This window comes from Yeguia hominis, assembly GCF_014384705.1.
Lineage (GTDB): Bacteria > Bacillota > Clostridia > Oscillospirales > Acutalibacteraceae > Yeguia > Yeguia hominis.
In genome coordinates this window covers 123,447-147,801 of the sequence record NZ_JACRSN010000005.1, presented here as the reverse complement: position 1 = coordinate 147,801, position 24,355 = coordinate 123,447, and the positions used below count along the sequence as shown (strand labels likewise).

Here is a 24,355-nt window from a genome sequence, read left to right as displayed (position 1 = left end):
TGAATTCCGCAACAGTAATTTTTGAAAGGGGAACACCAAATGTCATCCGATCCTGACGGCAGTATGTGTCTCATGCTGCACACCCTGCGCAACCAAACAACCTCGGCCGCGTCCGGTGAAGGCACAAACCTTCTGCTCTCGATCCTTCTGCTCATCCTGCTCATTTTTCTCAATGCCTTCTTTGCCTCTTCGGAAATCGCCATTATTACGCTCAACGATAGCAAAATCCGAAAAATGGCCGAAGACGGAGACAAGCGGGCCGCAAAAGTTTTAAAGCTCACAAAAAACTCCAGCCGGTTCCTCTCCACCATTCAAATCGGCGTCACGCTCTCCGGATTTCTGGCTTCGGCCTCGGCTTCGCAGAGTTTTGCCGAAATGCTGGCTGACACGCTCACGTTTTTGCCCTTCAGCCGCTCTACCGTGATGGGCGTTTCTACCGTCATCATCACCATTTTACTCTCCTACTTTTCTCTTGTTCTGGGGGAACTGGTCCCCAAAAAAATTGCCATGCAGAAAGCAGAGGCGCTTTCTTTCCGGGTTGCCGGAGTTTTAAACGGCCTCGCCGCCGTGTTGCGTCCCTTCATCGGACTGCTGTCTGCCTCAACGAATTTTGTGCTGCGTCTGCTCGGAATTGATCCGAATGCATCGGAACAAACCGTTACAGAGGAAGAAATCCTCATGATGGTCGATGTCGGAGAAGAAAAAGGGGTTATCGGTGAAAGCACAAAGGACATGATTGAAAACATTTTTGACTTTCATGATACCACTGCCGACGAAATTATGACGCATCGTACCGATGTCACGGCAATTGAAGATACCGGAACCATCGAAGAGGCTGTACAGCTTGCCATCGACGGCGGATATTCCCGGATTCCGGTCTTCCACGAAGATCTCGACAATATTCTCGGCATCGTTTATGTCAAAGATCTGCTCAAATATATCGGACATCCTGTTGATGAAAACATTCGCCTAACCGATGTCATGCGCAAAGCCTATTTCATTCCGGAAAGCAAGCGCTGCAGCGAGTTGTTTACCGAGATGACCGAACACAAGGTTCAAATTGCAATTATTGTCGACGAATACGGCGGGACAGAAGGCATTATCACGATGGAAGACCTGCTCGAATCGATTGTCGGCAACATCCAGGATGAATACGACAACGAGGAAGAAGAAATTCGGCAGGTCAACGAAAACGAGTTTACCGTCGAAGGCACTACGCCGATCGACGAGGTTTCCGATCTGCTCGATACAGAATTGCCGGAAGGCGACTACGACACGATCGCCGGACTTGTCGTGGAAACGCTCGGAAGGATCCCGCTTCCCGATGAACACCCCTCCGTGACGTGGGAAAATCTCACCTTCACGGTCGAAGAAGTCGAAGATCGCCGCGTTTCCAAAATTCACATTGTTGTAACCCCCATAGAATCGGAAGACAACCCGGAAGATCGTTCCAAAGAGGATCGGGATACCCGTTCCGGAAAGAAAAAAGGATGAACCATTCATGATAAAAGCCGTTGCATTTGATATGGATGGTCTGATGTTCGACACAGAAGCGCTGATGATGAACGCGTGGCACGCTGTCGGAAAACGGGCCGGATATGAGATCCCGCCGAGAGTCGTCAAAAAGACGATCGGCCTGAACGCCGAAACCACCCGGTTGATTTTCCGGGACGAATACGGGCCGGACTTCGATTATACCGGGCTGCGAAACCAGCGGATTGAATGGGTCGCGGCATATATTGCAGAGAATGGGATTCCGGTAAAACAGGGACTTCCGGAGCTGCTCCAATATCTGCAAGACGCAAATATTCCCTTTACGGTAACAACCTCCAGCTCGCAAAGCCGGACAGAATACAATCTGGAGATCGCCGGACTGCGCGCCTATTTTACGAAGCCCCTTGTCTGTAACGACGCTGTCAAAAACGGTAAACCCGCTCCGGACATTTACCTCAAAGCCGCTGAAGTCTTACAGGTCTCTCCGGAAGACTGTATCGCGTTGGAGGATTCCCCCATGGGAATCCTGTCGGCACACCGTGCAGGACTCAAACCGATCATGATTCCGGATCTTGTACAGCCAAATGCCGAAACCCAAAGTCTTTTATACCGGCAGTTTGCTTCCCTTTCGGAAGTGATTCCCTTTTTGGAGTCCGAAACTGCAAAACCACAGCTCCGATTTTAAAATCGGAGGACATCAAAGAGGCGCCCTATAGCCCGCTTCTTCTTTGATCCTGCAGGAAGCACATGACCGGCGGACTTTCCTGGACATTTTAACTGTACCGCAGACATCCTACATCACAAAATTGAGACGGACGCCACATGGAAACACTCCTTGGCGTCCGTCTTTTTTGGTTTCCAACCGATCTGGGTTCTTCCCCTTTTCTTTCAAACAAATTATTTGCTGCCATGAATCTCAAAAAAATGCAGTACACAGGCGGAAAACATCCGCCCTTATTCTGCTTCATTCCTATCCGTTTCTCACTCCCATAAAAAATTTCAGCCCTAAATCCTATCCGGATTCAGGGCTGAAAATTTCTTACCGGCGCGGCTGTCCCGGCGGATTCCGACGTCCGGAAACCGGCTCGTCATGATACCGCCGCATGCTGCGCATCCGCTTCTTTTTGCGGTTATAGAGCAGCGCAAGGACAACATAAAGCAGCAGCAGGAAAATAACAATGGCGATAATACTGACAAACCAGTTGGAGGAAAGAATGTCCCGCCCGATATCCAGTGTGTGCAAAAGCTCGCTGCGCTCCACCGATTCGGTTGCAACCAGATTTACCGTTGCCAGCGTCTGGTCGGCATATTGCATGGTCAGCGTCCCGAGGACCTCTCCCTTTTTAATCGGTGCCTCCACGCTCTCCGGAAGATCGACCGTGTACAAAATGCTGCTGTCCTCTACGGACGAGGGCATAATGGCGGAATACCCTTCCTCTGCCGCAACCAGCATCGAATCTGTGTTCCAGGCAAAGTCGACCTTGACTTCGCCCTTTGCCTCTCCGGTTTTGACAAGGGTTTTCAGTTCCAGATTTTCAAACGCCCACTGATACAGCGCTTTGGAATCAATCATTTCTCCGTGTTTTGAAATGCTGTTTCCGTCAGCGTCCACGCTGGGTGCGCCAAGCGCCACGCACAGATAGCTGTATCCGCCCTGCACCGCTGTCGAAACGAGACAGTAGCCCGCCTGGTCATGAGAACCGGTTTTGATTCCCTTTGTGTACGGATAATAGTATTCGCCGCCGTCTGCGTTTTGATCCAGCATCCGGTTTGTCGTGTACACGGTACGAGCTTCCGAAAGGTTGGTTGCCGGCAGCGTGTAGGTCACCTGATCGGTAATCTCAGAAAAATACGGCAAATTCATCGCATACTGCGTAATGACCGCCAGATCCCGCGCGGTTGTATAGTGATTTTCGTCGTGCAGGCCATGCGGGTTCATAAAATGCGTATTTTCACAGCCCAATTCCGCCGCCTTTTCGTTCATCAGATTGACGAATTTCTGCGGATCGCCGTCACCGACATAATAGGCAAACGTCAGTGCCGCATCGTTTCCGCTCGGCACCATCATCATATTCAGCAGCTGAAGCGCCGTCAGCTTTTCCCCAACCAAAACGCCGCTCATAGAACTGCCGGTCCCCAGCAGATCGTCCTCAACCTGCTGCGGAATGGTAATCACGGTTCCCTCGACATCGCGAATCTGTTCATATGCGACGATATACGTCATAACTTTGGTAATCGAAGCCGGTTCCATTTTTTTATCCGGGTCTTTTTCGCTGACCAACGTACCGGTATCCAGATTGATTAGCAAATACGATTGGCTATAGGTATCGATTCCGGTTTCGAACCCGGCGGCATGTACCGGAGCCGAATCCGCCAAAAACCATCCAGCGCACAGGCAAAAAAGCAGGATAAAACTCAAAAATCGTCTTTTTCTCATGGAACTTTTCCTCCAAATATGGTATGATCATTCTAATACAAAGAAATTCAGTGCTTTTGAAACAACGTTCAATGGCATGCCCTATAAAAACATCTGCGCCAATACGCCTGCAATCGCATTTTGGGATCTGCATACAGGGAAAGGGGTCGTTTTTCTTGATTCATGTAACAGGAGATCTGCACGGAGATATCCGCCGGTTCGACGCACCGGCTGTCCGCCGGTTGAAAAGCGGAGACAGCCTGATTGTCTGCGGAGATTTCGGCTTCATTTGGAACGGCGACGAGGCCGAACAAAAAGTTTTGCAAAAGCTGCAAAAGAAAAAATATCAGATTTTATTCGTCGACGGGCCGCATGAAAATTTCGACCTGCTGGAGCAGTACCCTGTTGAAGAATGGAACGGCGGAAAAGTCCACCGGATTGCCGAAAACATCCTGCATTTGATGCGCGGAGAGGTCTTTCGGATCGAAGGACGCCTGATCTTCGCATTTGGCGGCGGCGAAAGCCAAGAAAAACATTTCCGGATTGATGCCGGAAAATGGTGGGCGCACGAAATGCCGTCGCTGGCAGAAATGAAAAACGGTGTGGAAAATCTGCAGAAAAACAACTTTGCCGTAGATTATATCATCACACACAGTCCCTGTCCGGGCGTAGGCGGGTTCCAGTTCAAGCAGAATGAGTCCACGCTGGATCTGTACTTCGAAGAAATCGAAAAATCCGTGCGGCACCGCAAGTGGTTTTTCGGATCCACCCACATCAACCGCCACTATACCGCCCGCTGCGAAAGCGTCTTTGATGCGGTAATTCCGCTGCAATAATCCGAACTATGCATCCTTTCCCCAAAAATGGAGCGCCGCGATCAGGCCGCAGACAGAAAGCACAATCGCAGCCGCAGAAAATGCCACGCTGATTTTTTCATACCCGAACGGTCCAAATGCCATTCCGACCAAGGAAAGAATCAGGATCAGCGCAAACAGAAACAACAAGATTTTCAGCATCAGCTCTTTGATTTGCATATCGGATTTGCCCTCAATTCTTTTTCAAATTCCATGCTTTTCAGCCGGGCGCAGCCCATCACACCGCGCCGTTTTGCGAACGAAACGCCGGGGCCAATGCATTGGCAAGTGCGGCAAACTGTTCCAGCGAAAGCTGTTCCGCCCGGGCGCCGGCCGGAATTTCCGCTTCGGCAAGCGCCTTGGAAACCGGCTCTTTGGCAAGCGCCAGCCCTGCTGAAACCGCATTGAGCGCCGTTTTTCTGCGCTGCCCGAACGCCGCTTTGACTACGCGGAAAAAAAGCTGCTCACTGACAACCTGTACCGGCGGCGTTTTCCGAATTGCCAGGCGAATCACCGCCGAGTCCACATTTGGCGCAGGACAAAAGCTGCCCCGGGATACCGAAAATAAAATTTCAGGCTCCGCATAATACCGCACTGCAGCGCTCACTGCGCCGCACGCACGCTCTCCTGGCGCCGCACAAAGCCGGGCCGCCGCTTCTTTTTGTACCATTACGGTAATGGAATCGATGGGAAGCCGCTCTTCCAAAAGCCGCATAATCACCGGAGATGTAATATAGTACGGCAAATTTGCACAGACAACTGCCCGCATTCCCGGAAATTCCGATGCAAACAACGCTTTGAGATCCAGTTTCAGGATATCTCCTTCGATCACCTTGATATTTTCCTGTCCTGCAAGCGTCTCTTCGAGGACCGGAAACAGCCGGCGATCCAACTCCACTGCAACCACTTTGCGGGAAACCTTGCCGAGTTCTTTTGTTAAAACGCCAATTCCAGGCCCGACCTCCAGCACACCGGTCTCCATGTCCGCGCCGCATTGTTGTGCCATTCGCGGACAGACTGAAGGGTTCACCAGAAAATTCTGGCCCAGCGCATGCGAAAACTGAAATCCATGCCGCTGCAATACTTCTCTGATGACGGATCTGTCTGAAAGTCGGTCCATAAAATGCCTCCCGCTGCCGATGCAGTTTCTGCCTTTCAGTATACCATCAAGCCCGGAAAAAGTAAAGGACGGCGCTGCTGTACCCGAACAGAACGTTGACTTCCTTCCCAAAATTTTTTATGATAGTTTTTTAAGCGGTTACCGCTTTTTTGATGCATATCCATTTTAACCCCCTGAAAGGAGCATTCTCCATGAGCCTTACCAGAAGAGATAAAGAAAATTACTACCTGGACATCGCAGAAACCGTTTCCGAACGCGGAACATGCTTACGCCGCAATTTCGGCGCCATTATCGTCAATCACGATGAGGTGATTTCCTCGGGATACAACGGCGCGCCGCGCGGACGGAAGAATTGTATCGACCTCGGCCGGTGCATCCGGGTCGAACTGAAAATTCCGCGCGGAGAGCGATACGAGGTCTGTCGCTCTGTACACGCGGAGGCCAATGCCATCATCAGTGCCGCACGCAATGACATGATCGGTGCAACGCTGTACCTGGTTGGGATTGATTGCGAAACAGGAGAATACGTCGAAGACGCATCCTCCTGTTCCATGTGCAAGCGTCAGATTATCAACGCCGGAATTGACCGCGTGATCGTTCGCCTGAATAAAAATGATTTCAAATCCATCTCTGTTTCGGAATGGGTTGAACATGATGAATCCCTGGACGGTGTTTTCGGCTATTGATTACGCATTATACGTCGACGAAACCGCACCCTGCGCGCTCTCGCCCGTCCAGTCTGTGTGAAACGCTTTTCCGCGCGGCGCATCGATGCGTTCATAGGTATGGGCGCCGAAGTAGTCGCGCTGTGCCTGTAAAAGATTGGCCGGAAGCCGTTCGGAGCGATATCCGTCGTAATAGCTGAGCGCTACGGTCATCGCCGGAGCCGGAACACCCTGCAGCATCGCTGCTGCACAGACTCTGCGCCAGCCGTCCTGCGCCGCTTCAATCCGCGCCCGGAAAGAATCATCCAGCAGTAGGTTTTCCAGCTCCGGATTGCGGTCGAACGCCGCCTTGATATCTCCCAGAAACGCACTGCGAATGATACACCCGCCGCGCCACATCAGCGCGATATTGCCATAGTGCAGATTCCAGCCGTATGCCTTTGCAGCGGCGCGCATCAGCGTGTAGCCCTGCGCATAGGAAATCAGCTTTGCGGCATACAAAGCATCCTTTAAATCCCGAACAAACGCTTCCCTGTCCTGGGGAGGCGTTTTTTTCGGCCCGGAAAGCACCTTCGACGCCCGGACCCGCTCTTCTTTCATTGCGCTCAGGCAACGGGCAAAAACCGCTTCTCCGATCAGCGTCAGCGGCACGCCTTCTTCCAGTGCGGCAATTCCTGTCCATTTTCCGGTTCCCTTCTGACCTGCCGCATCCAAAATATGGTCGAGCAGCGGTGCCCCGTCCGTATCTTTCTTTTGCAGAATGTCTGCAGTAATTTCAATCAGGTAGCTGTTCAGGTCTCCGCGGTTCCACTCCGCAAATACGGCCTGCATCTCTTCCGGCGTCATGCCGAGCCAATCCTTCATCAGGGCATACACTTCGCAAATCAGCTGCATATCTCCATATTCAATTCCATTGTGCACCATCTTTACAAAATGGCCCGCACCGCCTTCTCCGACCCATTCGCAGCAGGGCGCGCCGTCGGCTTTGGCACAAATGGCCTGCAAAATCGGACGAACCGCCGGCCATGCTTCCGGAGAACCGCCCGGCATGAGAGAGGGACCCTTCAGCGCGCCTTCTCCGCCGCCTGAAACGCCGGTTCCAATATAGAGCAGCCCCCGGCTTTCCAGCGCTTTTACCCGCCGTTCTGTGTCCGGAAAATGGGAATTCCCGCCATCGATCAGAATATCTCCGGCGTCAAGATACGGCAGCAGCTTTTCAATGGTCTCATCGACCGGCGAACCTGCTTTAATCATCATCATGATCTTCCGCGGCCGCTTCAGCAGAGAGGTCAGCTCTTCGAGGGAATGTGCGCCCAAAAAACGCTTCCCATTTCCGCGTCCGCTGAGAAAACGATCCACGGCGCCTTCCGCAATATCATACACTGCAACCGAAAATCCCCGGCTCTCGATGTTCAGGGCCAGATTTTCGCCCATCACGGCGAGGCCGATCATCGCAATATCTGCGTTCCCCATGTCTTTCCTCCTTGACATTTTGATCCATTTGGTTTTTTACGGCTTTTCCTCTTTTGGAAAACCATCATTCAGCTATTTATTATAACATTCCCGCCCGGATTTGCAAATGTACAATCTTTTCTTTATAATAAGGACAAGCGGGTTCGTGGTTTCCTTCCTAGACCTGTCCGAAGAAGGGGTGAACTTTTCATGCAGCTTTTGATTGATGCGGACGGCTGCCCTGTAGTGGATCTTGCAATTACGGAAGCAGTTCGCTTGCAGATTCCCTGTACGCTTGTCTGCGACACCGCGCATCAGTTTGATCGCCCGGGCGTCCGAACGATCGTCGTCTCCAAAGGCGCCGACAGCGCCGACTTTATGCTGGTCAATCTCGTGCATCGCGGAGATCTTGTCGTCACACAGGACTATGGGCTTGCCGCCATGTGCCTTGCGCGCGGTGCGTTCGTAATCAATCAGGACGGTATGCGGTATGATGACCAGAACATCGACGCGCTTCTTTTGGCGCGGCATACAGCGAAAAAAATCCGCATGTCCGGCGGACGGCTGAAAGGTCCGAAAAAACGCACGCCGGAGCAGAATGTACGGTTCCGGGAAGCACTGGTCCGGATGCTCTCCGAAACGAAGCGCACGCCATGAACCAACCGGATGCCCTTCTTGCCCTGGTCATCCGGCAGGCCCGAAGTCTCGGGATTCCGCTTGCCGCCAAAATCGACCCGCATGTTCAAATCAACACCCGTGCACTCCGGCGATTCGGCCGCTGTCTGCGGGAGGGAAACTATTATCGGATCGAACTTTCTGCGAGACTGCTCTCCGGATCCGAAGCGGCCTGCTGCACCGTGCTTGCACATGAACTGCTGCACACCTGCTATGGATGCATGAATCACGGAACGCGCTGGAAACGATATGCCGCACGAATGCAAGCGGCATTCGGCTATCCGATTTCCTGTACCACTACGGATCTCGCGCTTGGGACAAAAGCCCCAGCCGCCAAATACATCGTCCGCTGCACAGTCTGCGGAAAAAGCATTCCCCGTTACCGGTCATCCCCTTTGACCCGGCATCCGGAGCGCTATCGCTGTGCGTGCGGCGGGACACTTTCTGTAACGAAAGAAGGATCTTTATGAGCCAGATCACGCCGGGGATTTACCGGCATTTCAAAGGCGGCATGTACCGTGTGCTCGGTATGGCCCGCCATTCCGAAACCTTGGAAGAGCTGGTCGTTTACCAGTCGCTTGCCGACGGCGCGTTTTGGGTACGTCCGGCAAACATGTGGGACGAATTTCTGGAGCGGGACGGCGTCCGCCTGCAGCGGTTTACCAGAATTGCAGAAGGAGATGACGCGCGATGAGCGATTTTTTTCTTGATCCGGTCTTATATACCGGCCGCCCGGCATCCAACGCCGGACGCCTCCCAAAAGAGCTCCGCTGCTATGATCTTCTGGAACAGCTGCACATTCCTTTTCAGCGGGCGGATCATTCTCCGGCTGACACCATCGCCGAATGTGCGGCAGTGGAACAGGTCATCGGGCATGGAATCTGTAAAAATCTCTTTCTGTGCAACCGGCAGAAAACCGCCTTTTATCTGCTGGTCATGCCTGGCGAAAAACCTTTTCGCACCAAACAGCTCAGCCACCAAATTCAGTCCGCACGCCTTTCCTTTGCAAGTGCGGAAGCGCTGCTGCAATATCTTGACCTGACACCCGGATCCGTCAGCATTCTGGGCCTGATGAACGATCCCGACCACCGCGTTCAGCTGTTAATGGATCGTGACGTCGCACAGGCGGCATATTTTCGCTGTCATCCCTGTATCAACACCTCGTCTCTCGTGATGCGAACCTCTGACCTTCTTGACCGATTTTTGCCTTATACCGGGCATCGCCCGATTTTTGTAAATCTGACCGCCGAACCCGATTCCGGCGAGCCTGAAAAAAGGAGTCCTGAAAAATGAATCTCAACATGGAAACCGCAAAAACCATTCTCGCAAAGTACACCACAGAACCGCACCTCTTCACCCATGCCATCGCTGTCAGCGGTGCGATGGGCGCAATGGCCCGCCATTTTGGGGAAGATGAAGAGCTCTGGCGCGCTGTCGGCTATTTGCACGATGTCGACTATGAACAGTATCCTGAAGAGCATTTGCAGCACACGGAAGAAATGCTGTCAAAGGAGGGCATTGCGCCGGAATTCATCCGCGCCATTCTTTCCCACGGCTATTCCATCTGCACAGACGTGCTGCCCGAAACCAATTTGGAGAAAAGTCTCTTCATCGTGGATGAGCTGACCGGTATCATCCACGCCTGCGCGCGGATGCGCCCGCTCGGCATCACAGATCTGACTGTAAAAAGCGTGATGAAGAAATTCAAGGATAAAAAATTTGCTGCCGGCTGCGACCGGGCTCTGATTACCAAAGGCGCTGAAATGCTCGGCATGGATGTTCCTGAAGTGACCGGCCTGTGCATCGAAGGCATGAAACCTTTTGCGGCAGAACTGGGACTGCTTCCCAAAGCGGAATAAATCCGGTAAATTTCTGGCATCCGCCTTTCTGAAAATTTTTTCAAAAAAAGGATTGACTCTGACGTTACGGCATCGTGTATGGTAATGGTAAGGACAGAGAGAACCAAAAAAGGAACGTGCCGGATATGAAACTAACCGTAAGTGAAGTCGCCAAACAGATGGGCGTCAGCGTGCGCACCCTGCACTACTATGATGAGATCGGCCTTCTGAACCCCGCTGGGACAACAGCTGCCGGATATCGATATTATGGCAGCGCAGAACTGGCCCGTCTGCAGCAGATTTTGTTTTACCGCGAGCTTGCGTTTCCGCTCAAAGAAATTGCCCATATTCTCTCTCGTCCCGATTATGACAGCCGGCAGGCACTTCGGCAGCACCGGGAGCTTCTCCTGCTTCAGCGCCGCCACATTGACAGCCTGCTGCGTCTTGTCGATGAAACATTAGGAGAGATCGAGATGCATCCAATGAAAACAACCGCGGAATCGCTTTCCGCCGTCAAAAAAGCCTATGCTGAAGAAGCCCGGCAGCGCTGGGGAAACACAGACGCCTACCGTAAAAGTGAAGAAAAGCGGCGCGGAAGAACCGCAGAGGAAGAATCCCGTGTCAGCGCCGAAGCAGACGCGATTTTCGCCGCATTTGCCAAAGCTGCAAAAGCGGGCGTATCGCCGGACACGCCGGCTGCACAGGAGCTGGCCGCACGCTGGCAGGCGCATATCACACAGTACGAATATCCCTGCACAAAGGAGATTCTAGTCTGCCTTGCAGACATGTACACCGGAGACGAACGGTTTCGGCAAATGCTGGACCGTTACGGAAAAGGGACTGCTGATTTCATGGCCGCCGCGCTTCATGCTTACTGCGGTCAATAACCTCTTTGCCTGATTTAGGGGCATCCGCAACGTTCATTTCCTATCTCAGGGTGTGTGGATTTGTCCGGCGGCGCGTTTGGCGGCTCTTTTTACAATTCCGCGACCCCTTTGGGTGACGTCCGCCCAGAAGGTGATCTTTTTCTTTTTCTGCATATCCTGCCCTATTGCAGCAAAAAAGCTGTGTTCTGGAAGCAACCAGAGCACAGCTTTTCTTTATTATTTTTTGGCAGAAAGCATTTACAGCAGCACCACGCCGACCTTCTCACAGGCTGAACGGGTTTCTGCATCCCAGACAGAGGCCTGCACCTGCCCGATATGCGCTTTTCCGAGCAGCAGCATGCACAGGCGGGACTGGCCGATTCCGCCGCCGATGGTAAGCGGCAGTTTTCCCTCCAGAAGCATTTTGTGGAACGGCAATTCCCGACGATGGTCGCAACCGGCAATATGAAGCTGACGGTCCATTGCCGCCTCGTCTACCCGGATCCCCATCGAAGAGACCTCAAATGCCTGACCTAAAACATCGTTCCAAAAGAGAATGTCTCCGTTGAGTGTCCAATCGTCGTAGTCCGGTGCGCGTCCGTCGTGCGGAATGCCGGAGTGCAGTTTCCCGCCGATTTGCATCAGGAATGTTGTCCGGTGTTCCCGAAGATAGGCGTTTTCCCGCTCCTTCGGAGAAAGCGCGGGATAAAGATCCTCCAGCTCCTGCGTGGTAATAAAAGAGATTTCCCGGTCAACCGGCTTGACAAAAGACAGCTGCGGAAACACCGCACACAAGGTCTCCTGCGTGCTGCAAATTGCATCCACGATTGCGCGGACTGTTTTTTTTAGATATTCCGCGTTGCGCTCCTCCCGCGTGATGACCTTTTCCCAGTCCCACTGATCCACATATACCGAATGCAGATTGTCCAGTGCTTCATCCCGGCGGATGGCATTCATATCCGTATAAAGGCCATGTCCGGGGAAGAAATCATACCGGTAAAGCGCCATGCGCTTCCATTTTGCAAGTGAGTGTACGACCTGCGCGTTGCCGCCGGTTGCCGGAATATCGAAGGAAACCGGACGCTCCACGCCGTTCAGATCGTCGTTTAAACCGGTGGCCGCATCGACAAACAGCGGCGCAGACACCCGGCGCAAATGCAGCGCACCGCCAAGCTTATCCTCAAACAGACGTTTTAAAAGGCCGATCGCCTTCTGCGTTTCATAAAGGCTTAAATTGTCCCGATAGCCCTCCGGGATGACAGTATGGTTCATCATTGTCCCCTCCGTTCCGATGGTGTTTCTTCCGCATGTTCTGATTGTTCGCTTTGCTGCCGATCCTTTGCGATTTCCGCCTGAACCTGCTTGATTTCTTTCACGCTTTCCTGATCAAATCCCTCTGTACTTTCCTTGATAAACATGACCTTTAACGTGGAAAGCAGCAACCGGAAATCCATCAGCAGCGATGCATTTTCGATATACAGCATATCCATCTTGACCTTTTCTTCAAAGGTCGTGTTGTACTTGCCGTAAATCTGCGCATATCCGGTAAGTCCGGCCTTTACGCGCATCCGGTAGCTGAATTCCGGCATCAGACGGCAGTATGCGTCCACATTTTCAATCCGCTCCGGACGCGGTCCGACCAGCGACATGTCGCCTTTTAAAATATTAAAGAGCTGCGGCAGCTCGTCAATCCGGGTACTGCGCAAAAATTTCCCGACCGGCGTAATCCGGCTGTCGTTCGGGGAAGAAAACTCCGCGCCGTTCTTTTCCGCATCCACAACCATACTGCGAAATTTGATCAGCGTAAATACCTTTTGATTGCGCGTGTAGCGTTTCTGCCGGAAGAATACCGGACCGCCGTCGTGCGCTTTGATTAAAATCGCAGCCAACAGCATCAGCGGAGAAGAAAGGATAATACCCAGCAAGGAAACCAAGATATCCATCAGCCGCTTCATCGCAAGCTGCTCAATCGTAAACGTCCGGTTTTTGCAGAGATAGACGAGCGAATCGCCGATCTGTGTTTCATGCGCTTTGTTGAGCATAATATCCTGCATTGTCGGCACAATAAACAGGCGCTTGCTGTGCTCAAAGCAATACGTCATCAGCTGCAGCCGCAGGATCGGATCGATGTTGCCGATAATCACCGCCGAGTACCGGTCAATCCGCTCTACCAGCAACTCATACCCGAGCGATTCGCTGCAAACCGAGCAAATCTTGTAACGCTCTTTGACCCGGCCAAATTTTTTGACAATGGAAAGTTCCTTCTCCGTGCCGGCGCAGATTACAATGCACTCGCGTGCCGGATACAGAATGAAATAGACCTTGTTGGCCTGCAGATAAATCAGCATGCACAGAAGGGACTGCACCAGCGTCAGCAACAACATCGGGATCGGGTTCATCATTCCGCGCACAATCAGCGAAACGACAAAATAGGAGATCACATTCGTAAACGTGGCAGAGAGAATATAGGAAAAAACCAGTTCCCGAAGCCGGAGAATTCCAATCCGAAAGCCGCCGTAGGTCACGGTAAAGGCCAGGAACGTAAAGACATAGAGAAGCGCCAGAATATAATTCCCTTTATAGTGATAGATGGACTTTTCATAATACTGCATCAACGTGAGCATATAGGTAATCAGCGTAATTGCAATAATCAAAACTTTGTGAAGAAAGATAATTCCTTTTCGAAAGTTTCGGAATAAACGTTTCATGGTTTTCCGTCCTTTTTATAAAAAGCGAACAGGAAGTCCGCAGAGATAGAAACATTGTATCACTTGCGCTCTTTTTTGTAAACTAAAATCCGGGATTTCACCTGCTTTTCTGGAAAAAGCATCCCATTGCCCGTGTTTTTCTGGAGATTTTTGGATTTTCAAAGCGTCACCCGCTTCTAAAAAAGCCGGAAACCCCAACATGCAGACGCTCTGCAAATGGAAGTTTCCGGCAGCTGTTTTCGGGTTGCCAACTTTTTTAATTTGTTTCGTCTCCGTTTAGTCGCGCATCAGTTTTACAAGAACTGCTTTTTGCGCGTGGAGACGGTTTTCCGCTTCTTCAAAGATCTCATCTGCATGTGCTTCAAAGACCTCTGCCGTGATTTCTTCCCCACGGTGCGCCGGCAAACAATGCAGCACCATCGCATCTTTTTTCGCCGCCTGCATAATTGTGTCGTTGATCTGGTACCCTGCAAATGCAATTTTCCGTTTTTGCGCCTCTTCCTCTTGCCCCATGGAGGCCCAGACGTCCGTCACAACAACGTCTGCATCCTTCGCAGCTTCTACAGGAGAATCCGTTATTGCAAAGCCCGGCATCGACTCTGCGAAAGAGAGAATCGACGTATCCGGCCGATATCCTTCCGGACACGCCACGGAAACCCGCATTCCCGTTTTCAGTCCGCCGACAATCAGGGAGTGCATCATATTGTTGCCGTCCCCGATGAAGCACATTTTCAGTCCCTCGAGGCTTCCCTTAAATTCCCGAATCGTCATCAGATCTGCAAGCACCTGGCACGGGTGGCAAAAATCTGTCAATCCGTTGATGATCGGGATACTTCCGTACTGCGCAAGCGCCTCTACTTCTTCCTGCGCAAAGGTGCGGATCATAATACCGTCGAGATACCGCGAAAGCACACGCGCCGTATCCTGCACCGGCTCTCCGCGTCCGATCTGCATGTCCCCAGCCGAAAGGAACAGTGCCATTCCGCCGAGCTGATACATTCCGGTCTCGAAAGAAACCCGCGTACGGGTGGATGATTTTTCAAAAATCATGCCCAGCGTTTTACCTTTGAGGTAATGGTGTTCAATATTATGCTTTTTTTCGTATTTCAGCTGGTCCGAAAGATTTAAAATATTCAGGATTTCTTCTTTCGACAGATCCAGCAGCTTGAGTAAATGCTTCATGACAACGCCCTCCTAGTTTTTTAAAACAGATTCCAAAATTGTGAGGCCGCGGCAAAGCTCTTCATCAGAAATTGTCAGCGGCGGCAGGAAGCGCAATTTATCTTTTGCCGTTAAGAGAAGCAAGCCCTGTGCTGCACACTGCGCAACTACCGTTTTGGCCTCTTTGGTTTTCAACACCGCGCCCAGCATCATACCCATTCCGCGCACGTCGGCAATTTCGTCCATAGCTTCCAGCTTTTCTCGCAGAAACGCGCCTTTTTCTTCAACCTGCCGGAGAAACGCCGGATTGGAAACCCTCGCGAGCACTTCCAGTGCGCCTGCGCAGACCACCGGGTTTCCGCCGAATGTTGAGCCGTGCGTACCGCCGGTCATCACCGCATCCAACTTTTCTCCGCAAAGGCAGGCGCCGATAGGCAATCCGCCGCCAAGGCCTTTTGCAGAAGTGAGAATATCCGGTGTCACGCCGAATTTCTGAAATGCATAAAGCGCGCCGGTCCGCCCCACACCGGTTTGTACCTCATCGGCGATCAAAAGCAGCTCGTTTTCCGTGCAATATGCGTGTAAAGACTCCACAAATGCCTGCGAAAGCGGAATCACACCGCCTTCGCCCTGAATAAACTCGATCATCACCGCGCAGGTATTTTCTGTCACACAGGCCGAAACCGCTTCCATAGTGGGCGCTTCTGCGTACCGAAAGCCTTCTGTAAACGGTGCGAAATTCGTATGCAGGCCGTCTTGTCCGGTTGCCGCAAGCGTCGTCACAGTGCGTCCATGGAAGGAATTGCGGAGCGTTACAATTTCCCCCCGTTCGGCGCCGTAGGTGTCATGGCTGTATTTTCGCGCGAGTTTAATGGCACATTCATTTGCCTCTGCACCGGAATTGCCGAAAAACACTTTGGAAAATCCGGTCAGCTGACACAGCTTTTCGGCAAGCGCTGTCTGAACCGGGCTATAATAAAGATTCGAAATATGCTGAAGCGTCGCCGCCTGCTGTGATACCGCCTTTACCCAGCCTTCATCACAATAGCCCAGCGAATTGACGCCGATTCCGCTTGTAAAATCCACGTATTCCTTGCCGTCGCAATCCTTTGCCACTGCGCCTTTTCCCGAAACCAGCGCCACCGGAAACCGACCGTACGTCGGCATAATATTGGCGGCCTCCTGCTGTTTGATTTCCTCGAACCGCATGTCTTTTCCCTCCTTGAAGATTCACTGGGACAAATTCTTTGATTCTGCAGGGCAACCCTGCCCTTATCGTTTCCCGCTTCTGTGAAAATCTGATTCAGCAGAGCATGGTTCCGATTCCTTCATCTGAAAACAGCTCGATCAGAATGGAATGCGGAATTCTGCCGTCCAGAATATGCGCCCGGCTGACACCGCGGCGCACCGCTTCCACACAGCAGTCTATTTTCGGAATCATGCCGCCGCTGATGATTTTCTGACGTTGCAAGGCCGGAACCTCGCTGACATTGACAACCGAAATCAAGGTGTTTTCGTCCTCCTTTTCCCGGAGCAGTCCGCGGACATCCGTCATGAGAATCAGCTTTTCCGCACCGAGCGCCGCCGCAATCTGAGCCGCCGCAATGTCGGCGTTTACATTGTAAACCTCACCCTGATCCCCGCCTGCAACCGTCGCAATCACCGGCACATAGCCGTTCGCCGTTGCATCGCTGATGATCTGGGTGTCCACTGCTGCAATCTCTCCCACGTAGCCGAGATCCTGTTCTGCCTGCAGTTTTTGCGCTTTCAGCATTCCGCCGTCAAGGCCGCAAAGCCCGATTGCCCGGCCTCCATGGCTCTCCAAAAGCTGCACCAGTGCTTTATTGACCTTTCCGGCCAACACCTGCTGGACAATCTCCACGGTTTCTTCGTCTGTATAGCGCATTCCTGCAATAAATTTCGGCTCCTTGCCGATCCGTCGGAGCATCTCGCTGATTTCCGGCCCGCCGCCGTGTACCAGGACCACATTGATCCCGACAAGCTGCATCAGCACGATATCGCGCATAACGGCATCCTTGAGTTCCTTGTTGATCATCGCATTGCCGCCGTATTTTACGACAATGGTTTTTCCTGCGTATTTCTGAATGTATGGCAGCGCCTGCACCAAAATATTGGCTCTGTCAATATTGGAAATCTGCATGACATCCTCCTGCTTTCCGTTTCCATTCCGGATCAGGTCCGGTAATCGCCGTTGATCTTGACATAATCGTACGTTAAATCGCACCCAAACGCTGCCGCGCGAGCCTCCCCGTCATGCAGCGTAACCAGAATATCAATTTCGTCTTCTGAAAGAATTTTTTTCGCAACATCCTCATCAAACGGAATTCCCGCGCCGTCCTGACAGACCTGCAAAGCGCCTGCCTCAGAACGGAACGCAACATCCACACCCGAAACATCAACCGGCGCGCCGGAATATCCAATTGCGCACAACACCCTACCCCAGTTGGCGTCGGAGCCAAACATCGCCGCCTTGACAAGGCTCGATGCAATCACCGCCTTCGAAACCGTAACCGCAGCTGCATGGTCTTTCGCGCCGGTTACCCGGCACACCAAAAGCTTTGTCGCGCCTTCCCCGTCTTTTGCAACCATTCTCGCAAGCCGGATGCACAGCAGCCGCAGCGCATCTACAAAAATGGCATACGCCTCTCCGGGTTCGGAAATTTCCGGATTCTCCGCCATTCCGGAGGCCAAAATCGACACCATGTCGTTCGTCGAAGTGTCGCCGTCGATACTGACCATATTAAAACTCTCATCCACCGCATGGTGCAGTGCCTTGTCCAGCATTTCAGGCGAAATCGCAGCGTCCGTCGTCAGGAAGCAAAGCATCGTCGCCATGTTTGGATGAATCATGCCGGAGCCCTTCGCAATTCCGCCGATTCGCACCTTTTTTCCGTCAATATCCGCTTCTACCGCAGCCTCTTTCAGCATGGTGTCCGTCGTCATAATCGCACGTGCCGCCAGAGAAGATCCGTCCGCAGAAAGCTGCGCCGCAAGCGGCCCGACTGCCCTCACAATCGGCTCAATGGGTAAAATCTCTCCGATGACGCCCGTCGATGCAACAATGACGTCCTCCGGCGCAATTTTGAGCGCCTGCGCCGCAAGCTCGCACATCTTCCACGCCTTTTCTTCGCCGTCCGCATTACAGGTATTCGCGTTTCCACTGTTGCAAATTACCGCCCGCGCTTTTCCGTCGGCAATGTTTTTCCGGGTCACCGCAATCGGCGCGCCCTTGACAAGGTTCTGCGTATAAACTGCAGCAGCTGCACATTCCTTCTCCGCCAAAATCATCGCCAGATCGGGTTTTTCCTTGTTTTTCCGGATTCCGCAGTGAATTCCGGACGCTTTAAAGCCTTTTGCGGTTGTGACACCGCCCGAAATCGTTGCAATCATGTTTCTTGCCTCCCCGTTAAAATGCCGGCGGAACAAGCTGTAAGCCCGCCGTTTCTTCGATTCCCATTGCGAGGTTCATATTCTGAATTGCCTGTCCGGCCGCACCCTTGACCATATTGTCAATTGCAGAAACCGCAATCAGCAGCCCTGCACGCAGGTCGAGGTGCAGCGAAAGGTCACAGTAATTGGAGTACCAGACGTTCCGGATGTTGGCGACGCTTCCCTCCGGCAACAGGCGAAGAAAGGTCTCGCCGCCGTACGCCTGCGTATACACCTCGCGAAGGGTTTCCATCGTAACCCCGGGGGCCAAGCGCGCATAGCAAGTTGCCAGGATTCCGCGGTTCACAGGCAGCAAATGCGGCACAAACGTCATCGTAATTTTCTGTCCGCTGATTTTGGAGAGCGTCTGCTCAATTTCAGGGGTATGCCGGTGCGCCGCTACCTTGTATGCCGTAAACGACCCACTACACTCCGCATAATGCAAATTCTGGGCAAGACCGCGTCCTGCGCCGGTCACGCCGGACTTGCAGTCCGCAATGATGCCATCGGGCTGAATGAGGCCGTTCTGCAGTGCCGGAACCAGTGCAAGCGGCACCGCAGTGGTATAGCAGCCCGGATTGGCAATAATCCGCTTTCCGCGGATTTCTTCCCGAAACAGTTCAGGAAGGCCGTATACCGCGCGGGCATGAAGTTCCGGGAACCGGTAATCCCCGCCATACCAGGCGTGATACTCCGATTCTTCCTGTAAACGGAAATCCGCACCGAGATCGATAAATAATTTTCCAGCCTGGTCGCATTTCTCCGCAATATCCTGTGAAAGCCCATGCGGCAGTGCTGCAAAGACCGCGTCGCTCTCTTCAATTACCGCATCCTGCTGCATACATGTCAGGTCACACAGGCCGCGGTATGCCGGATAGACCTCGCTGAGTTTTTTTCCTTCAAAGCTCACCGAACCGACTGCCGAAACCTTCGCCATCGGATGTCCTGCAAGCAAACGAACCAGTTCCGCACCTGCGTACCCGGTTGCACCTAAAATTCCAACTTTAATCGGTGTTTTCAACGTTGAGCACCTCCTGTACCCGTTTTATCTGCTGCCGAACCTTTTGCGGTGCGGGACCGCCTTCCGACGTCCGCCCCGTCACACAAGTTTCCAGTGAGATTGCATCGTAGACATCCGGCCCAAACTGCGGGCAAAGCGCCTGATATTCTGCAAGCGGCAGCGTTTCAAGTGTCTCACCCGATGCAATACACATCGCGACCAGCTTTCCGGTAATCTTATAAGCATCGCGGAACGGAATTCCTTTTCCGACGAGATAATCCGCGCAATCTGTCGCATTGATAAAGCCCTTTGCGGCCGCTGCGCGCATCGTTTTCGGGTGCACTCTCATCGTCGCTACCATCGGAATAAACGCGGTCAGGCACATCCGAAGCGTGTCCACTGCGTCAAAAATGGCCTCTTTATCCTCCTGCATATCCTTGTTATAAGCAAGCGGAAGCCCTTTGAGCATGGTCAAAAGTCCCATCAGGTCCCCGAATACCCGTCCGGATTTCCCGCGTACCAGTTCGGCAATATCCGGATTTTTCTTTTGCGGCATGATGCTCGATCCGGTCGAGAAGGCATCGTCCAGTTCAATAAACCGGAATTCCCAGGAGCACCACAAAATGATTTCTTCTGAAAAACGGGACAAATGCACCATCGCAAGCGAAATTGCAGCCGCCAGTTCCACACAGAAATCCCGGTCTGCAACGCCGTCGAGGCTGTTTTGCGTAACGCCCGAAAATCCAAGCAGACGCGCCGTCATACCGCGATCAATCGGATAGGTTGTCCCTGCAAGTGCGCAGGATCCGAGCGGAAGCTGATCCATCCGTTTTACCGCATCCTGCAGACGTCCGATATCCCGCAGGAACATTTCTGCGTACGCCATCAGGTGATGCCCAAATGTGATCGGTTGTGCGCGCTGCAAATGCGTGTATCCCGGCATTACCGCATCCGCATAGGTCTCTGCCTGGTTGCAAAGCACGCCGATCAATTCACGAAGTTGGGAAATCAGCCCGGCCGCCTCTTTTTTCAGTGTCAGACGGACATCCAGCGCCACCTGATCGTTCCGGCTGCGCGCCGTATGCAGCCGTTTTCCGGCGTCTCCGATACGCGCCGTCAGTTCCCCTTCCAGAAAGGTGTGGATATCCTCGGCTTCCGGATCTATTTGCAGCGTACCGGCGTTCAGATCTTTCAAAATTTCCTCGAGACCTGTGCAAATCTGTTCCGCTTCTGCTTCTGTGATGATCCCGCACGCACCGAGCATCGTCGCGTGCGCAACACTGCCCTGAATATCCTCTGCATACATCCGGCTGTCAAAGGAAATGGAGGAATTAAAATCATTGGTCGTCTTGTCGAGTCCTTTTTGGAACCGTCCTTCCCACAACTTCACGTCGGATTTCCCCTTTTTTCAATCAATTCAAAGTACCACAATTCGCGCGCCCCGTTTCCGGAGCACGCGAATAAGCGTTTGGTTCGGTTTTATTTTTGATTCTGCTGCTTTTTCTGGGCCTGCACCTTGATCGGCAGTCCAAAGAGGTTGATAAAGCCGCCTGCATCCTTCTGATCGTAGACCTCATCCTCATCGAATGTCGCAATTTCTTCATCATAGAGCGAATACGGCGAGGTCACGCCTGCGTCGATGATGTTGCCCTTATAAAGCTTGAGTGTTACATCGCCGGTAACGGTCTCCTGCGTGCTGTCCACAAACGCAGAGAGTGCTTCCCGGAGCTGCGTGAACCACTGCCCAAAATAGACCAGCTCTGCAAATTTAAGTCCAATCTGCTGTTTATAGTGATAGGTGTCGCGATCCAGGCAGAGCTCTTCGAGCTTATTGTGCGCATGATAGAGGATCGTGCCGCCCGGGGTCTCATAAACGCCACGGGATTTCATGCCGACCAGCCGGTTTTCTACGATATCTGCCAGACCGATGCCGTTTTCTCCGCCGAGTTTGTTCAGGGCTTCCACCATCTCTACGCCGCTGAGCTTTTTGCCGTCAAGCATGGTCGGAACGCCCTTTTCAAAATGCAGGGTGATGTAAGTCGGCTTGTCCGGCGCTTGTTCCGGAGAAACGCCGAGTTCCAAAAAGCCTTCCTTGTTGTACTGCGGCTCATTTGCCGGATTCTCAAGATCCAGCCCTTCGTGCGAAAGATGCCACAGGTTCTTATCCTTCGAGTAATTGGTCTCCCGATTGATTTTAAGCGGAATTTGATGCGCTTCCGCGTATTCAATTTCTTCCTCACGAGACTTCAGATCCCAAATTCTCCACGGTGCAATGATTTCCATATCCGGCGCAAACGCCTTGATCGTCAGTTCAAACCGTACCTGGTCGTTGCCTTTTCCTGTGCAGCCGTGGCAGATTGCATCCGCGCCCTCTTTCTTTGCGATTTCCACAATCCGCTTTGCGATAATCGGACGTGCAAAGGAGGTTCCCAGAAGGTATTTGTTTTCATAGACCGCGCCGGCTTTTACAGTCGGATAGACATAGTCCTGTACAAATTCTTCCTTCAGATCTTCGATGTAAAGCTTGGACGCACCGGTTTTAATTGCCTTTTCTTCCAGACCTTCCAGCTCCGTGCCCTGTCCAACATCTCCGGAAACTGCGATGACCTCGCAGCCGGGATAGGTTTCCTTCAGCCACGGAATAATAATGGAAGTATCCAGTCCGCCGGAATACGCCAAAACAACTTTTTTAATCTCTTTTTTCATCGCATATATCCTCCTATCAAATTCTGATTTGTCGTATGTGATAAGTATATTATACACTCATTTCTCCTAAAATCAAGTGTTTTGTGAATATTTATTCATTTTAATCGTTTCTCATAAAAACGCGGGGTCTTTTTTTTGATTCTTGTGCCGTTTCTATTTTTACCGCAGAAATTCTCTGCCGCACTGTACATTTCTGCATGAAAATCTTTTAAAAATCATCCTTTTTTGCCGCTTTGGTATTTATGAATATACAGAATATTCACATCTGCAAATTTCTTTTATCGGGAGCGGTTGCCGCACACTCTTGTAAATTCCGCTTTTTTGTATTATGATGAAACTAGATTTTGAAGGCTCGTTTTCTTGATATCATTTTGAAATATGCAGGCGGTTTTTATGTCATCCTTTCAAAGTATTCCCGCCGATTCTCTTTCCTTAAATCCATTCACTTCTATTGGAAAAGACTGGATGCTGATCACAGCCGGAGACGCTGCACAGTACAATACGATGACCGCCTCCTGGGGCGGTCTGGGCTTTCTGTGGAATAAACCGGTTTCCTATATTTTTATCCGGCCACAGCGCTACACCAAAGAATTTGTCGACACGCAGCCGCGGTATTCTCTTTGCTTTTTCGATGACAGCTGGCGCGACATGCTCAATCTCTGCGGCACAAAATCCGGGCGTGAGATCGACAAAGCCAAGGAAACCGGCATCACGCCTGTCTTCACGCAGTCTGCCCCTTATTTTGCGGAAGCACGTTTGGTGCTGATCTGCAAAAAACTCTTCTGCCAACCGATGGAGGAACAGGCTTTTTTGGATCAAAATCTTCTTCCGCGCTTTTATCCGGAACACGACTTGCATACGCTCTATGTCGGTGAAATTGAAACAATCCTGGTACGGAAGTAATTGCGTATCCCCGGTTTTGACTCCATAATTCCGCTTGTTTTCGAAACATGATTTATACGCGCATTGCCGAGGAAGGAAGGCGCCTATTATGAAACAGCTCTTATTTGACGAAACATTGCCACGTTACAAAGGCAATTTGCACACCCATACCAACCGCTCCGACGGCGTCAAAACACCGGACGAAGCGATTTTCGCCTATCGGAAAGCCGGTTATGATTTTTTAGCCATTACCGATCACCGTCTCTATTCTCCCGGCTGTGAACTGGACGGGTTTACGCTGCTCGGCGGAACCGAACTCGACTGCAATGATTTTTCCACCCGGCGTGCCTGGCACATCATCGGAATCGGAATCAAAGAGCCGGTTTCCATCGTAGATGGAACGCCTCCTGACGTCCTCGTCCAGAAAATTCACTCTGCCGGCGGGCTCGCTGTTCTGGGGCACCCCGCATGGTCCCTGCTTTCGCCGCAGGATCTGCTTTCTCTGCCCGGATGCTTTGCCACTGAGCTGTACAGCGGCATTTCCGAAGCCTACGGCGGACGCGGTGATTCTTCTATTCTCTGTGATATCGCTGCAGCACACGGCTACCGCGGCTTCCTACTCGGCGTTGACGACGCACATTTCTATGACCGCGACGCATTTCAAAGCTGGATCGTTCTCTCTTCCCCTTCTTTAAAAACTGCCGATCTTTTGGAAAGCCTCCGCGCAGGCCGTTTTTACGCCTCGGAGGGACCGGATATTCGAAGCATTTCCATTGAGGATCACGTGATTACTGCGGAAACTTCCCCCTGTACACGAATTGCTTTCTTTACGGATACATTTTGGAAAGCCGATCGCCTGACACTGGGGCAAAATCTTCAAAGCGCTTCCTGCGTGCTCACACCGCGCGACCGCTATGTCCGCGTCGAATGTACCGATGCAAACGGCAAGCGTGCATCCAGTCAGTATTTTGCGCTGACAGAATAACGGATCAAACCGCGATCCCGATCGTCATATTATATCGTCAAATTTCGCAAACAAAACGCACAAGGCCTGCAGATGGTTTTCCG

The 24,355-nt window shown here is 52.0% G+C and carries 26 protein-coding genes; 12 read left to right on the top strand and 14 right to left on the bottom strand.

All coding sequences use genetic code 11. The annotated features are described in order from the left end of the window. The first annotated feature begins 39 nt into the window (after window positions 1–39). A complete protein-coding gene (locus IAG03_RS05010; RefSeq protein WP_249318728.1) occupies window positions 40–1,494 on the top strand; it encodes a hemolysin family protein in 1,455 nt (484 codons plus the stop codon). Window positions 1,495–1,501: 7 nt separating this feature from the next. Next, window positions 1,502–2,179, top strand: a complete 678-nt coding sequence (locus IAG03_RS05005; protein ID WP_249318726.1) for an HAD family hydrolase — start codon at window positions 1,502–1,504, stop codon at window positions 2,177–2,179. A 354-nt stretch (window positions 2,180–2,533) separates the two neighbouring features. On the opposite strand, the gene IAG03_RS05000 is transcribed toward IAG03_RS05005, so the two are convergent. Next, a complete protein-coding gene (locus IAG03_RS05000) occupies window positions 2,534–3,931 on the bottom strand; it encodes a D-alanyl-D-alanine carboxypeptidase family protein (protein WP_249318725.1) in 1,398 nt (465 codons plus the stop codon). Between the two features lie 155 nt (window positions 3,932–4,086). Between IAG03_RS05000 and IAG03_RS04995 the strand changes: the two genes are divergently transcribed. Beyond that, the gene (locus IAG03_RS04995) at window positions 4,087–4,746 is read left to right on the top strand and encodes a metallophosphoesterase (protein ID WP_249318724.1); all 660 of its coding nucleotides are present in this window, start codon (window positions 4,087–4,089) and stop codon (window positions 4,744–4,746) included. A gap of 6 nt (window positions 4,747–4,752) precedes the next feature. Here the strand turns inward: IAG03_RS04995 and IAG03_RS04990 are convergent, their stop codons facing one another. Together IAG03_RS04990 and rsmA are read right to left on the bottom strand one after the other, a co-directional pair. Beyond that, the gene (locus tag IAG03_RS04990; protein WP_249318723.1) at window positions 4,753–4,944 is read right to left on the bottom strand and encodes a hypothetical protein; all 192 of its coding nucleotides are present in this window, start codon (window positions 4,942–4,944) and stop codon (window positions 4,753–4,755) included. A gap of 58 nt (window positions 4,945–5,002) precedes the next feature. After that, window positions 5,003–5,884, bottom strand: coding sequence for a 16S rRNA (adenine(1518)-N(6)/adenine(1519)-N(6))-dimethyltransferase RsmA (gene rsmA / locus IAG03_RS04985; protein WP_249318722.1), 882 nt, complete (start codon window positions 5,882–5,884; stop codon window positions 5,003–5,005). A 191-nt stretch (window positions 5,885–6,075) separates the two neighbouring features. Between rsmA and IAG03_RS04980 the strand changes: the two genes are divergently transcribed. Continuing rightward, window positions 6,076–6,570, top strand: coding sequence for a deoxycytidylate deaminase (locus tag IAG03_RS04980; RefSeq protein ID WP_249318721.1), 495 nt, complete (start codon window positions 6,076–6,078; stop codon window positions 6,568–6,570). On the opposite strand, the gene gnd is transcribed toward IAG03_RS04980, so the two are convergent. Continuing rightward, window positions 6,571–8,022, bottom strand: coding sequence for a decarboxylating NADP(+)-dependent phosphogluconate dehydrogenase (gene gnd / locus IAG03_RS04975; protein WP_249318720.1), 1,452 nt, complete (start codon window positions 8,020–8,022; stop codon window positions 6,571–6,573). 189 nt (window positions 8,023–8,211) lie between these two features. Between gnd and IAG03_RS04970 the strand changes: the two genes are divergently transcribed. The 6 genes from IAG03_RS04970 (at window position 8,212) to IAG03_RS04945 (ending at window position 11,401) form a co-directional block, all read left to right on the top strand. Next, window positions 8,212–8,658 (top strand): YaiI/YqxD family protein, encoded by a 447-nt coding sequence (locus tag IAG03_RS04970; protein ID WP_249318719.1) that lies wholly within the window; start codon window positions 8,212–8,214, stop codon window positions 8,656–8,658. Continuing rightward, window positions 8,655–9,146 (top strand): SprT-like domain-containing protein, encoded by a 492-nt coding sequence (locus IAG03_RS04965; RefSeq protein WP_249318718.1) that lies wholly within the window; start codon window positions 8,655–8,657, stop codon window positions 9,144–9,146. Before IAG03_RS04970 ends, IAG03_RS04965 begins: the two co-directional genes overlap by 4 nt. After that, window positions 9,143–9,370, top strand: coding sequence for a DUF1653 domain-containing protein (locus IAG03_RS04960; RefSeq protein ID WP_249318717.1), 228 nt, complete (start codon window positions 9,143–9,145; stop codon window positions 9,368–9,370). Before IAG03_RS04965 ends, IAG03_RS04960 begins: the two co-directional genes overlap by 4 nt. Next, window positions 9,367–9,969: a prolyl-tRNA synthetase associated domain-containing protein gene (locus tag IAG03_RS04955; protein WP_249318716.1), complete on the top strand. Its 603-nt coding sequence runs from the start codon at window positions 9,367–9,369 to the stop codon at window positions 9,967–9,969. Before IAG03_RS04960 ends, IAG03_RS04955 begins: the two co-directional genes overlap by 4 nt. After that, entirely contained in the window at window positions 9,966–10,535 is a 570-nt protein-coding gene (locus IAG03_RS04950; RefSeq protein WP_249318714.1) for an HDIG domain-containing metalloprotein, read from the top strand. Before IAG03_RS04955 ends, IAG03_RS04950 begins: the two co-directional genes overlap by 4 nt. Window positions 10,536–10,660: 125 nt before the next feature. Next, window positions 10,661–11,401, top strand: a complete 741-nt coding sequence (locus tag IAG03_RS04945) for a MerR family transcriptional regulator (protein ID WP_249318713.1) — start codon at window positions 10,661–10,663, stop codon at window positions 11,399–11,401. 237 nt (window positions 11,402–11,638) lie between these two features. On the opposite strand, the gene asnA is transcribed toward IAG03_RS04945, so the two are convergent. The 10 genes from asnA to IAG03_RS04895 all read right to left on the bottom strand — a co-directional run bounded on the left by asnA (window position 11,639) and on the right by IAG03_RS04895 (window position 22,405). Next, window positions 11,639–12,652 (bottom strand): aspartate--ammonia ligase, encoded by a 1,014-nt coding sequence (gene asnA / locus IAG03_RS04940; protein ID WP_249318742.1) that lies wholly within the window; start codon window positions 12,650–12,652, stop codon window positions 11,639–11,641. After that, window positions 12,652–14,088: a sugar transferase gene (locus IAG03_RS04935; protein ID WP_249318711.1), complete on the bottom strand. Its 1,437-nt coding sequence runs from the start codon at window positions 14,086–14,088 to the stop codon at window positions 12,652–12,654. Before IAG03_RS04935 ends, asnA begins: the two co-directional genes overlap by 1 nt. A gap of 15 nt (window positions 14,089–14,103) precedes the next feature. Further along, window positions 14,104–14,289, bottom strand: coding sequence for a hypothetical protein (locus IAG03_RS04930; protein WP_249318710.1), 186 nt, complete (start codon window positions 14,287–14,289; stop codon window positions 14,104–14,106). 75 nt (window positions 14,290–14,364) lie between these two features. Beyond that, entirely contained in the window at window positions 14,365–15,270 is a 906-nt protein-coding gene (gene argF / locus IAG03_RS04925) for an ornithine carbamoyltransferase (RefSeq protein ID WP_249318709.1), read from the bottom strand. Between the two features lie 12 nt (window positions 15,271–15,282). Continuing rightward, on the bottom strand, window positions 15,283–16,458 hold the full coding sequence (locus IAG03_RS04920; protein ID WP_249318708.1) for an aspartate aminotransferase family protein: 1,176 nt from the start codon (window positions 16,456–16,458) through the stop codon (window positions 15,283–15,285). Window positions 16,459–16,552: 94 nt separating this feature from the next. Then, window positions 16,553–17,410 carry an acetylglutamate kinase gene (gene argB, locus IAG03_RS04915; protein ID WP_249318707.1) on the bottom strand — a complete coding sequence of 286 codons (858 nt, stop codon included), beginning with the start codon at window positions 17,408–17,410 and terminating at the stop codon, window positions 16,553–16,555. Between the two features lie 32 nt (window positions 17,411–17,442). Continuing rightward, entirely contained in the window at window positions 17,443–18,660 is a 1,218-nt protein-coding gene (gene argJ / locus IAG03_RS04910; RefSeq protein WP_249318706.1) for a bifunctional glutamate N-acetyltransferase/amino-acid acetyltransferase ArgJ, read from the bottom strand. 16 nt (window positions 18,661–18,676) lie between these two features. Beyond that, on the bottom strand, window positions 18,677–19,720 hold the full coding sequence (gene argC / locus IAG03_RS04905; RefSeq protein WP_249318705.1) for an N-acetyl-gamma-glutamyl-phosphate reductase: 1,044 nt from the start codon (window positions 19,718–19,720) through the stop codon (window positions 18,677–18,679). Further along, window positions 19,704–21,089: an argininosuccinate lyase gene (gene argH / locus IAG03_RS04900; protein ID WP_249318703.1), complete on the bottom strand. Its 1,386-nt coding sequence runs from the start codon at window positions 21,087–21,089 to the stop codon at window positions 19,704–19,706. Before argH ends, argC begins: the two co-directional genes overlap by 17 nt. Before the next feature lie 89 nt (window positions 21,090–21,178). Then, on the bottom strand, window positions 21,179–22,405 hold the full coding sequence (locus tag IAG03_RS04895; RefSeq protein ID WP_249318702.1) for an argininosuccinate synthase: 1,227 nt from the start codon (window positions 22,403–22,405) through the stop codon (window positions 21,179–21,181). 393 nt (window positions 22,406–22,798) lie between these two features. Here IAG03_RS04895 and IAG03_RS04890 point away from each other — a divergent pair, with 393 nt between their 5' ends. Together IAG03_RS04890 and IAG03_RS04885 are read left to right on the top strand one after the other, a co-directional pair. Continuing rightward, window positions 22,799–23,308 (top strand): flavin reductase family protein, encoded by a 510-nt coding sequence (locus IAG03_RS04890; RefSeq protein WP_249318701.1) that lies wholly within the window; start codon window positions 22,799–22,801, stop codon window positions 23,306–23,308. 88 nt (window positions 23,309–23,396) lie between these two features. After that, window positions 23,397–24,272 (top strand): PHP domain-containing protein, encoded by an 876-nt coding sequence (locus IAG03_RS04885; protein WP_249318700.1) that lies wholly within the window; start codon window positions 23,397–23,399, stop codon window positions 24,270–24,272. The last annotated feature ends 83 nt before the right edge of the window (window positions 24,273–24,355 follow it).